At 70.4% G+C, this 11,651-nt stretch carries 9 protein-coding genes and 1 pseudogene; 6 read left to right on the top strand and 4 right to left on the bottom strand.

Annotated elements, in window-relative coordinates; all coding sequences use genetic code 11:
• The 4 genes from ADY01_RS25395 to ADY01_RS25380 form a co-directional block, all read left to right on the top strand.
• Window positions 1-460 (top strand): MobC family plasmid mobilization relaxosome protein (locus ADY01_RS25395; RefSeq protein ID WP_234320409.1); only part of this gene is annotated, 460 nt, incomplete at its 5' end.
• A 39-nt stretch (window positions 461-499) separates the two neighbouring features.
• Entirely contained in the window at window positions 500-1,060 is a 561-nt protein-coding gene (locus tag ADY01_RS25390) for a hypothetical protein (RefSeq protein ID WP_049578158.1), read from the top strand.
• Window positions 1,061-1,253: 193 nt separating this feature from the next.
• Window positions 1,254-2,954, top strand: a complete 1,701-nt coding sequence (locus ADY01_RS25385; protein ID WP_049578156.1) for a relaxase/mobilization nuclease domain-containing protein — start codon at window positions 1,254-1,256, stop codon at window positions 2,952-2,954.
• An 828-nt stretch (window positions 2,955-3,782) separates the two neighbouring features.
• Entirely contained in the window at window positions 3,783-4,472 is a 690-nt protein-coding gene (locus ADY01_RS25380) for a glycoside hydrolase family 11 protein (RefSeq protein ID WP_053171195.1), read from the top strand.
• Here the strand turns inward: ADY01_RS25380 and ADY01_RS40885 are convergent.
• The 3 genes from ADY01_RS40885 to ADY01_RS25365 form a co-directional block, all read right to left on the bottom strand.
• The gene (locus ADY01_RS40885) at window positions 4,459-4,782 is read right to left on the bottom strand and encodes a PfkB family carbohydrate kinase (RefSeq protein ID WP_234320410.1); all 324 of its coding nucleotides are present in this window, start codon (window positions 4,780-4,782) and stop codon (window positions 4,459-4,461) included. The two genes, ADY01_RS25380 and ADY01_RS40885, sit on opposite strands and share 14 nt — an antisense overlap.
• 14 nt (window positions 4,783-4,796) lie before the next feature.
• The gene (locus tag ADY01_RS40880) at window positions 4,797-5,006 is read right to left on the bottom strand and encodes a hypothetical protein (protein WP_159001415.1); all 210 of its coding nucleotides are present in this window, start codon (window positions 5,004-5,006) and stop codon (window positions 4,797-4,799) included.
• A gap of 106 nt (window positions 5,007-5,112) precedes the next feature.
• Window positions 5,113-6,333 (bottom strand): right-handed parallel beta-helix repeat-containing protein, encoded by a 1,221-nt coding sequence (locus tag ADY01_RS25365; RefSeq protein WP_049578150.1) that lies wholly within the window; start codon window positions 6,331-6,333, stop codon window positions 5,113-5,115.
• Between the two features lie 1,974 nt (window positions 6,334-8,307).
• Between ADY01_RS25365 and ADY01_RS41905 the strand changes: the two are divergent.
• A pseudogene (locus tag ADY01_RS41905) lies at window positions 8,308-9,131 on the top strand (pectate lyase).
• Window positions 9,132-9,369: 238 nt separating this feature from the next.
• On the top strand, window positions 9,370-10,551 hold the full coding sequence (locus ADY01_RS25350; RefSeq protein ID WP_199826304.1) for a pectate lyase family protein: 1,182 nt from the start codon (window positions 9,370-9,372) through the stop codon (window positions 10,549-10,551).
• Between the two features lie 230 nt (window positions 10,552-10,781).
• Here ADY01_RS25350 and ADY01_RS39325 read toward each other — a convergent pair.
• Window positions 10,782-11,651, bottom strand: an 870-nt coding sequence (locus ADY01_RS39325) for a hypothetical protein (RefSeq protein WP_159001413.1), incomplete at its 5' end; no start/stop codon positions are given.

Below are 11,651 nucleotides of genomic sequence, written 5' to 3'. Positions count from 1 at the left end.
GCCGGGAGGTGGGGCGGCGACCGGGGGCGGATCGCAGCCAGGAGCGGATGGTTCCGCCGCCACGGCGGCGAGCGGCGTGCCCGCGGTTCGCCGTCGGCTGCGGATGGACCACCAGCGCCGGAACGTACGCGGCGTCCGGCTGAGCGACGCGGAACTCACCGCGGTGAAGGCCGCCGCGGCGGACAACGGCCTGACGGTCTCCGGCTTCCTGTCCCTGGCGGCCGTCGCCGCCGCCCGTTCGGATCAGCCCGCCGCGTACATCGCGGACGAGCACGCCAAAGTGCGTGAACTCTTCGCCGCCCGACGGCACCTCGGCCACGTCGGCAACAACCTCAACCAGATCGCCAAAGCCCTCAACTCCGGCACGGCCACCCCGCCCCGGACATCGACGGTCCTCGACCTCGTCGCCCACGCCACAGCCCGCGTCGACGAGGCCGTCCGCCAACTCCTCGACCAGTAACCCACCCCCAACACCCACCACCGCGAAGGAGCGCCCCCTGTGGACTACCACCCGGACTTCGAAGAGAAGGACAACGCCGGCCGGACCACCGAGCAGATCCACAGCTACAACGCCGGCACACCGACCAGGGACGACCGGCGCCGCTGGGCCGCGGTAGACCGCCTGGAGCGCGCCCGCCAGCTGCACGCCGAGGGCGCCGGGGAACAGCTCCAGCCGGCTGGGCACAGCATCCGGACCTGGACCGACCTGCTGGCGCGGTGCACGACCGTCGCCCAGGCCGCCGACATGGTCCGCCACGTCCTGTTCGACGACGAGGGAGCGCGGGAACGGCTCCATGAATTCCTGGACGTGACAGCCGCCTGGTTCCACCGGCAGGGGGACGGGGAGCTTGCCGCCGAGCTTGAACGCGGCGCCCGTTCCATCGCGGATGTCGTCGCCTCCACCCACCGGGTCGACGACACCCTGGCCAACATCACGTCAGCGGACCGAGAACCTGAGCCGACTGCGTCGGCGGGTGAACCCGGCACGCCGCGGCCTCCCTCGTCCCCGCCGGCGGGCACCGGCTCGGCACCGTCGCCCACGTGGCCCAGCGGCCGGTGACCCGCCGACTCGGGACGCCGTCGGTGCCGCTTCCGGCAGGGAAGCGGCACCGCTGGGCGGTTCGTCTCGCGCACATCATCGTCGGCCTGGGGACGTTCGGCCGCGGGCGCACCGGGCTCGCACACCGCCCGTTCCCCGCCGCCGGGACCGGGCCGGACTTTGACGCGGCGGCTTCCCGGCAGTCGAGGGCGCGGTGATTCCCAAGATCGCCAAACGGGGCGCGCGCACGGTGGGTCTGCTGGCCTACCTCTACGGCCCAGGGATCCGCGACGCGCACACCGATCCGCACCTGGTCGCCTCCTGGGACGGCACAGCGCCCGACCCCGGCCGTGACCCGGGCGTTCCGCTGAAGGCGCTCGCCCGGCTTCTCGATGACCCGGTGCGCGCTGTTCCGGAACGGCGGCGTCCTGCGAGGCATGTGTGGCACTGCTCGGTCCGCGCCGCCCCGGACGACCGGCTGCTGTCCGACGAGGAGTGGGCCGGCGTCGCACGTCGGATCGTGGCCGCCACCGGCATCGCCACGGGGGCAGACGATGGTGCCTGCCGGTGGGCGGCCGTCCGCCACGCGGAGGACCACGTCCACATCGTCGCCACCCTGGTCCGTGAAGACGGCCGCCGCCCCCGCCTCCAAGCGGACGCCGCCCGCGCCCAGGCCGAATGCCGCCGCATCGAAGAGGAGTGGGACCTGCGCCGCCTTCACCCCGGTGACGGCACAGCGGCCCAACGCCCGACGAGCGCGGAGCGTTTCAAGGCCGAGCGCCACCACCGCACCCGAACCCCCCGCGAGCAACTGCGCGAAGCCGTACGCCAAGCCGTCGCCGGCGCGAACGACCCGCAGGAGTTCTTCACCCGGCTCACCGCACAGGGCGTCCTCATCCACCGGCGCCACGCCCCTTCGGGTGACCTCCTCGGCTACACGGTCGCCCTGCCCGGCGACCGCAACCACGCGGGCGAGCCGGTGTGGTTCTCCGGCGCGAAGCTCGCCCCCGACCTGTCCTGGCCCCGCATCCACCAGCGCCTCACCGCCCAAACCCCCGGCACGGCACAGGGAAACGATGCGTCGGCCAGCCCGGGCCGCGCCGCACGCGCCCGCCACGCCGGTGCCGACGCCGCCTGGAACGCGACCGGGCTGCTCACCGAAGAAGGGGAGGAAGTCGCCGCTGGGCAGATCGCCGCCGCCGGCGAGGTCCTCGACGCACTCGCCGCCACCACCACCGGACCCACCCGCACGCAGATCACCGCCGCGGCCCGGGCGTTCGAACGAGCCTCCCGCTCCCACACCCGCGCCGCCCACGCCCAGGCCCGCGCACTTCGCCGCGCCGCCCGCGACATCATCAACTCCGGACCGGCCCTTGGCCGCGGGCAGGACGGCGCGGCCACCGCCATGGCCCTTTCAGCTCTGATCCTGCTGGCCGTCGCAGCGCACCGCTGGCACGCCGCCCGCGCCCACCAGCAGCAGGCCGCCGCCGTACTGCAAGCCGCGCAGCACCTGCGAGCCGCCTACGGCATCGCCGCCACCAGGCCGCTGGCCACCTGGCACGCACAGGGCATCCAGCTCCCCGCACACCGCCTGGCCGTGCACGCCGCCGCCCTACGCGCCGCCTACCCGGAAGGCGCCGAGCAGGTCCTCACCGAACCCGGCTGGCCAGCCCTGGCCGCCACCCTCGACCACGCCGAACGCACCGGCGCCGACCCGCTCCGGCTGTTGGTCCAGGCCGTCGCCCAACGCGAACTGACCACCGCCCAGTCCGTCAGCGACGTTCTGCTGTGGCGCCTGCGACGACTGGCCGGCCTCCCACAGGCCGGTGAACGGCACGATGGCGACGCCGCCGGGCGCAACCGGTCCGCCGCGGTGCTTCCGCCACGGGCGGGTGAGGGACCGCTGGCACGGTGATGCCCACGGTGGTGGCGCTGTTGCCAGCGGTGCTGACCGGGTCTCGAGACCGGTCTCCTCGCGCCCGCCCAGGGCGCTCAGCGAGGCGACGGGGGCATGTTCGGCCGCCTGGGGGACGAAGCGGCGCACGGTCGCCCCGACTTCGTCGAGCAGCGCCTCCTCCTCCGGGGTGAGCCGACGAGCACAAGCACTTTCCCCATCGTTCCTCCCGTCCTCGGCAGCCCCGGCCGCGCGCACGTCCCATCGCCTCGGGTGTTCTTCGGGGGGAACGTACGGCATGCCTCGGCGCACGGCAAGACAGAGGGGGAGGCACAACACACCGGATTCCAGGGCCCCTTCCAGATTCTGGCTCGACGTCCGTGAAGCGGTGGCGCTCCGTCGCCCGAGGAGAGAGCCGCGGATCGGACTCACCGAACGGATGCACCGGAAAGACTCCGAGAATTATCGGAGTCAACCCCTCCAGATCACGAGGGCTCACGCGAGCTCGATACGTGGGACAGGGCGTTGACCAGGGATGATGTGGCTGAAAGAGGGGTATGACGGGGACAGTTTTACCGTAAACTTTGCGGAAACTGTTGACAGCCCAATGGGTCATCACCAGCATGGCCATGACATCGACATCCCCCCACTTCCACATCGCACTGTCGATCCGGACACCCCCGCGCGATCTGGCCCTCCGGTCCTGAGCCGAACGCCGACCGGCCAGCTCCCGCTCTGCTGCGACAACGCCGGCGATCCGCCGATGCCCTCTCCCTGGTCATCGACGGAACTGTCGAGTCAACACGCGTTGTCCGGTGTCCGCCAGCCGCACAAGGAGGAAGCATGACCATGGAACACAACTCCGCGCCGATGCTCGGCCGCAGGCGTCTGCTCGGCGGCGCCGGCGCGCTGGCCCTCGGTGGCGCTGCCTCGCTGATGCTGCCCGGGACCGCCAGGGCCCAGCAGACCATCACCACCAACCAGACCGGCACCCACGACGGGTACTTCTACTCGTTCTGGACCGACACCGAGGGCCAGGCCTCGATGACGCTCAACTCCGGGGGCAGCTTCAGCACCCAGTTCAACAACGCGAACAACGTCGTCTGCGGCAAGGGCTGGAGCAACGGCAGCCGCCGGACCGTGAACTACGACGGCTGGGTCAACCACGGCAGCAACGGCTACCTGGCGCTCTACGGCTGGACCTCCAACCCGCTGGTGGAGTACTACATCGTGGAGTCCCACGGACCGTACAACCCCAGCAGCGGCGGCGAGACGCGCGGCACGTTCTCCGCCGACGGCAGCGACTACACCATCGTCCATTCCATGCGGTACGACGCCCCGTCGGTGGAGGGCACCAAGACCTTCCCGCAGTTCTGGAGCGTCCGGCAGAACCTCCGGAGCAGCGGCAGCCTCAACACCGGCGCCCACTTCGACGCGTGGTCCCGCGCGGGCATGAACCTCGGCAGCTTCAACTACTACATGATCATGGCGGTGGAGGGCTACCAGAGCAGCGGCAGCTCGAACATCACCATGAGCTGACGCCGCATACCCCGCCCCGGTTGCGAGAGCGGGAGGCGACCCCGATCACCAACTGACCGACACAGATCACCGGGCCCGCCGACCAGCGGTCGGCGGGCCCACCCCTGCGGTTCGGAGCGAGGTCCCAGTCGAGTCCCCGAAGTTGCAAGAGAGCGCCGCCGCCGGGGGTGGGGGCGACCGCGGTACCGGTCGCCACCGCCTGCGGCAGGTCAGTCCCTGCCAGGTGCGCGGCCATCACCGCACCGGCGAACGCCTCCTCCGCACCGGTCGGGTCCACCACCCGTGCCGGGAAGGCCGGCACCCTCCGCACGCCCTGGCGCGTGATCAGGTGCGCGCCGTTGCCGCCGTCGGTGACGCACACCGCCCGGCCCCAGCCCCCGCGGCGACGATGCCAAGGATGCGTTCCAGCGCCTCGGTCAGCGTACTGGTCCCGGTGAGCAGCTGCGCTTCCTCGGCGTTGCACACCAGCACGTCCACCGTCCCCCACAACGCGAGGGCCGTGGCCGGCTGCTCGGTGATCCGGTTGCGGAACATGGTTACGGACAGGACGGTCGTCGGCCGGCGGACGCGCACGACACGAGCCAGCGCGACTTCGACGAACAGGCGGCCACCGCGGCCAGGTCGCCACTGCCGCGGCTGGTCAACCCATGATCTGACGTCCGCCGAAGGTCACGATGAGGCTGCCGTCCTCGGCGAAGGACCAGTCCAGGGCGCCGCCGTAGGAGGAGCACGAGGAGTCATTCCCGGTCTCCTCGTCCCAGAACTGGTTGGAGCCGTCGTCGGTGCCGATGATCCGGTCGTTGTCCCCGCTGTCGCACGAGGCGTTGCCGGAGAACACCGAGGTGCCGCCGTCGAAGTTGAAGTTGCGCTCGGCGTTGCCGATGCTGACGTTGCCGGAGACGGTCATCGAGCCAGGGTTGCGGTTGTAGGTGAACCCGTGCTTGCCGTTGTCGACGGCGATGTTGCCCCGGACGACGTGGTCGACCGCGATGTCGTCGCCGCCGAGCTTGTAGCCGTTGCGGTCACCGTTGCCGGCCTGGGAGCCGTCGGAGAGGGTGCCGTTGCCGTAGGCCAGGGAGTCCTCGATGGTCACCGCGCCGATCGGGCCCGTGTCCGACTTGGTGTAGAGGTCGTAGCCGTCGTCGATGTTGTTGTGCGACACGGTGTAGCGGAAGACGTTTCCTGACCCCACGGTGAGCTTCGGGGCGAAGCCGTCGGCGTCCTCACCGTCGGAGTCGGCGTTGTCGTGCGACTCCGCGCTCAGGATGAGGTTGTTCGACGGCCACTGGTCCTCGGGGGCGCCGGCTATCCACCGCGAGAGCTGGAGGCCGGTGTCGCGGTTGAAGCGCGTCACCGTGCGCTCGACGATGTTGTTGTCGCCGGCGACCAGAATTCCGTTGTCACCCGCATGCTCGACGACGATGCCGTCGAGATGCCAGAACGACGCGACCAGGGCCAGTCCTCGGTTGGCGGGGTCCTCGCTCTGGGCCGAGAAGTTCAGCACCGGAGTCTCACCCGGGTAGGCGGACAGCGTCGTGCGGGCGTTCGCGGTGCCGTCGCTCCCCTCGATGACGACCGTCTCCGAGAAGTCGTAGGTCCCGTTGCGCATGTAGATCGTCCCGCCGGCAGTGACCTGGCCGAGTGCCGAGGCGAGCGTCGTGGGGTCCGCCTCCGTCCCCGCGGCGCCCTCGGTGCCGCCCGGTGCCACGTACAGCGCGTCGGCCTGCAACGGTTCGGCAGGATCGGCGGCGCCGGCCGAGCCGCCGGCGCTCAGCAGCCAGGCGGCCATCGCGCCGACCAACGCCAAGACCAGCCCGACATACCAGCGCCGGCTTCCTCCATGGGCATGGGTGTATGACATGAACTCATCTCCTGATCACCATGGCACGACCGCACGGCGGACCCATGGCAGTGGGGGTGTGTGGTGCTCGGGGAGCCGGGGCGGGGAGAACGCCGCGGGCCCCAGTGCCGAATCGGGCGGCCGGCCCGGAGAGCGCAGTGACGCACGCATGACATCCCGTGTTGCTCTCCTCTCCCGGCGACCGCGGACCGGTCGGACGCGCGGACGTTCACCGCCTGACCGGGACAACACGGGGTCATCACCCCATGGCCCGCGGGAACTGCTCGCCCGTCCGGGCCGCGGTTGGAGAGAGCGTAGGTGCGAGCGACAGGAGAATTCAGCGCACCGCGCGGACAATACCGCGCCGCCTCCGAGTCGCGGAAGCGGCGACGCGTCAACCGAATGGAACCAGAAATTGCTGCCAGGGCATCGGACCCCCTTGCACGGGCACCTGTGTGGAACTCCGCCCTCTTCGTTGGCCCCTCCGGGGCGTTTGCCGAGCATGGAAGGCACCGACTGGGAGGAGCAGGCTATGGCCCGGCTCCAGGATGTGAAGGACGCGTCGTTCATCTGCGGTCGGCGGCGACGGCGGGCGGAAAGGTGCCACCGCGAGGCCGCCAGCGGGCGTCTGGCGTATCCGTCCCCGCTTCCTTCGCATCGTGGACACAATGAGGAGATCGATTCTTCGCCCTGGGTGATGATCGCTTCATCGATGTTCTCCGTGGACTCCCAAGCGCGCCGGACACCGTAGAAGGCGGTACGGCGCTCAGTTATTCACAAAACGGTCATCCGGGCCGGAATGAGATATTTTTGGCGCGGAGCCTCCTTGCGGAACCCCCGTACGTCTCGCCCGGGAACGGTGCGTCTCTCCTGAGCTTGGCGCTGCGCGGCGTTAAAATCCACACGGTGAGCGGTATTTTCCAATCTGCCTGTGCGATAGAGGGATGAAGCTCAGAGTTCAGGGAATTCACCGCGGCGCAGGCGCTTGACAGTGGCTAACGAGAGGGCTACTTTCCAAGGAGAGAAAGCGCTTGCATAAAGGTTTTCGGTGAAACCGCATCGCACGCTCACGGGCCGAGTGCGTGTCAATGGCGTTATCGGAGTCTCCTGCCGTTCTCGTGGCCGGTGCGAGGATGGTATTCGCCGGTTCGCCACCTTCGCCGCTCGGTCCAGGGGCTGACTTCGGGCATCGCAATCGGCTGCATCTTTGGCCGTCTCGGTGATTGGGTCGGAAGAGGTCATCCCTGGACGGAAGTTCCTGACGTGCGGCTTGTTCTTTCTTGTTTTCCTTCCCCCACCTGTGCGGAGGAAAGCTCGGAGAGGACCGACGTTCCTCGCCCTGAGCCGTGTTATTGACGGAGAGGAGGTCCCATGCCCGGAGCCGCGAGCCGACTCATCCGCATGGGTGCCGCGCTCGTGTCCGGCGCGTTGCCGCATGACACCGGCGGGTTCAGGGGAACACCGCCGGGGGACATGTGCTCAGCCAGTACGCAACCGCCGGCCGGACTCAGCAGCCCGGCCGAGACTCTGTGCCAGCTGCTCGACGGCCAGCACGAGCCGCGCACCGGGCTCTTGAGGGCCGCCGACACCCAGTTCGACCACCTGAGTCCGTAGCCGGTTGGACCGTTGTCCGCAGATGCCGGGCGCACGGATGAGCCGTGGCGGTACACGCCGGAGGGCTGGTGAACATGCCCCTGGCGCCCGGTCGGTATGCCAGTGCGCGTGTGCACCCCGCACAGGGGCGGCGGCTCCCTCGATGACCGGCCCCAGGATTCCCGGGGCCAGTGCCGGAAGGCGGCCGATACCCGGCGGTGGTGGCCGGAGCGAGGGGACCGGCGTCGGCCGCCTGTGCCGCGAGCGGTGCCGAACATGCGATGGCCGGCCGCGTCGGCGTCACGCCCTTCCAGCAAGTGAACAGCTCGGAACTCATCGGGAAAGAAAGGTATGGAACCCATGCGATTCCCCCATCGTTTCCTCGCCGCGCGACGCGGCCGGATGCTGCTGGCCGCTGTGTTCACCGGGGCCCTGCTCGCCACCGGGACGACGGCCGTCGCCCAGACGGCCGGTGCCGAGAGCCCGGCGTCGGCGCCCGTGGCCGCTCAGGCGGCGCCCGCGGCGGATGCCCTCGCGGTCCAGTGGCCCCAGCCCGCCGGCGACGTGGTGGTCAACGAGACCATCGAGGTGAGCGGCACCTTCGACGGAGGCAACAAGCGTTACATACCGGGCCCCGACCTCGGCGACGGCGGCCAGGGCGAGGACCAGCTGCCGGTGTTCGAGCTCTCCTCGGGCGAGACACTGCGCAATGTCATCATCGGCTCCCCCGGCGCGGACGGCGTGCACTGCTCGGGCAGCTGCACCCTGGACCGCGTGTGGTGGGAGAACATCGGCGAGGACGCGGCCACCTTCCGCGGCGGCAGCGGTTCGCAGTTCCTGGTCACCGGCGGCGCCGCCCGCGCCAGCGACGACAAGGTCCTCCAGCGCACAACGGCGGTGGAACGTTGACCGTCCGGAACTTCGCGGCCGAGGACTTCGGCGCCCTGGTGCGCTCGTGCGGAAACTGCTCGACCCAGTACCAGCGCACCATCGTGCTGGAGAACGTCGAGGTGACCGCACCGGCCGACCGGCTCGTCGGCATCAACGAGAACTTCGGTGACTCCGCGACGTTCCGGAACATCACGATCATCGGCGACGACGACCGTGACATCACCATCTGCCAGAAGTACGAGGGCACCGAAGGCGGCGGCGACCCCGACGAGACCGGCAGCGACCCCGACGGCACCCACTGCCGCTACTCCTCGTCGGACATCACCTACCAGTAATCGAAAGCGAGTCGGCCCCCGCACCGGCCATTGCGGGGGCCGACCCCTCCGGAACAGGCTCCACCGGCGCCGGGGCGGAGATCCGCCTGCCGCGGGACAAGCGTGCGGCGCCGAGGCAGAGCGACGTGCTCGAAGCCGCACCTGCCCCACCGCTCCGCGTCGCGGCGACGCGCCGTTCTCGGCGGCCGGTCACATCCTGCGCGCAGGACCCTCCCATCTCCTCAAGGAGTCCACTCCCATGAGACACCTCATGTTCAACGGCCGACGGCGGTGGCGGCGCACCGCGCTGGCTGCCGGCGCGTCAGGCGCGCTGCTGTCCGGGATACTCGTGACGCTCACTCCCGCCAGCGCCGGTGCGGACCCTGCTTCGCACCCGGTCGTCGGGTCGGAGGCGAACGGGGCGACGGGGGCCTTCGGTACACCGACCGGGTTCGCCGCCGTACCGGGATGGGGCCAGGACGCGACCACGGGCGGTGCCGACGGCCAGACGGTGACGGTGAGCACCGCCGAGGCGTTCCTCGACGCGATTGCGCACGATGGGCCGTTGATCGTCCGCGTCGAGGGGATGATCGACCTGCCGGGTCCGATGCACCAGGTCGCCTCGGACAAGACCATCGTCGGGCTCGGCGCGGATGCCGGCCTCACCGGCGGCGGGCTGAACATCGGGCTGGCGGCCAACGACGGGACCACCTCGCCGCCCGCTGACGCGGTCCACAACGTCATCGTGCAGAACCTGACGTTCGATGACTGGGCGGACGACGCGATCAACGTCCAGATGTTCTCCCACCACGTCTGGATTGACCACAACACGTTCGTCGGTGGCTTCGACGGTGCGGCCGACGTCAAACGCGGCTCGTCGTTCGTGACCGTCTCCTGGAACCACACCACCCACGGCAAGAACATGCTGGCGGGTCACAACGCGGACAACGGAGCGCAGGACCGAGGTCGGCTGAACATCACCTACCACCACAACTTCTTCGACGGCACGGTGGAGCGCAACCCCTGGGTGCGTTTCGGCAACCCGGTGCACGTCTACAACAACTACTACCGCGACATCAGCAAGTACGGCGTCCGCTCCAGCTCGGACGCGGGCATCCTGGTCGAGGGCAACTACTTCCAGAGCGTCGACGTGCCATTCCAGCTCAGCGGGGGCGGCGGCACGTCCGGCAGCCTGCAAGCCCGGGAAAACTGCTTCGCCGACTCCGGTGAGCCGCAGACCGGCGGCACCGTCGCCGACATCCCTTACGACTACGAACTGGAGCCCTGCGAGGACCTCCCGTCCGTGGTCACCGCGGGCGCCGGCGCGGGCCAGGTCTCGACGGCCGACACGGCGTCCCGGAGAGCACCCCTGGGTGCACGCGTGAGCCCTACACCGGGGCCCTCGGCTGGTCCTTCACCGGAGACGGCAGCCTCATTGTGACCCTTAGGTAGTTGTTGGTGTCGGACGCCCGGGGGCATGCCCGCCCGCGCCCAGCAGGCTTCGAGGCGGGAGGCTCCAGGCGTGCGAGCCGCCAGCGGTCATCGCCGCCGCGAGGCCGGTGGCCACCTGGCACGCGCAGGGCGTCCAGTTGCCCGCGCACCGTCAGGCACGGCACGTCGCCGCCCTGCGCGCCGCCTTCCCGGACGGTCCCGAGCGGGTCCTCGCCGACCTCACCCAGGCCGATGATCGGCACGACATCGCAGCTGCCCGCCACAACCAGCCGCCGGTGGCCCTGGTACCGCGGGCCGGTGAAGGGCCGCTGTCGCGGTCGTGACGGCCAGCCTGGCCGGGCGGCCGGCTGGCGGCGCGGCCACTCGGCTTCGGGCGCGCACGCCGACCGGTAGGTGCTGACCCGGGGTGGGACGGGTAACGCGACGAGGGGGTCCCCGGCAATGCCGGGGACCCCCTCGTCGTGGCCGGTCAGTGGGTGGCCAGCCCAGGGTGGTGCGGACGGAGGTGGGGAGGTAGCCGTCCTGGTCTCCTTGGGGGAGGTAGAGGATGGCCGTGTCACCGAGGTGGGTGTCGATCAGAGGGCCGATGTGGTGGGTGAAGGGGAAGTCGGGGCGCAGGGCGAGGCGGATCTGGGTGTCGTCGGGGTGGTGCTGGAGCTGGTGGATGAGCCGGCCGATGGTCAGCCCGGTGTCGCGGCTCATGTGAGGCCCTGCGGTGCGGGGTGTCCGGCGGCCGGGGTGGTGGCGGTGTGCGGGTGCGGGGTCGGTCAGCGCCGAGCAGAGCGTGTGCAGGAGGTCGTGCCGGATGGTGGTGTCCATCCGGCCCGCCCACATCAGCGGCTCACCGGGGGACAGGCGGGCCCGGATGAGCGCGGCGTCCGGCTCGTGGATGAGGACGGCGCGTCGGCATGGGGAGTACAGGCCGGGCCCGCCTGCGGGGTCGGTGGTCCATCCGGCGTCGGTCAGGGGCCGTTCGGCGTCCGTTTCGCCTGAGGCGGGGGCGGTGTCGGGTTCGTGGGTGAGGGCGGTCACCAGGGGGAGGAGGATCTCCTCGGGGGTGTTGTCGGTGAAGTCGGCCCGCCATGTGGC

It is taken from the genome of Streptomyces sp. SBT349, assembly GCF_001083795.1.
Taxonomy (GTDB): domain Bacteria; phylum Actinomycetota; class Actinomycetes; order Streptomycetales; family Streptomycetaceae; genus Streptomyces.
The sequence above is the reverse complement of the archived record's forward strand: the minus strand, read 5'-3'. Positions and strand labels throughout refer to the sequence as shown.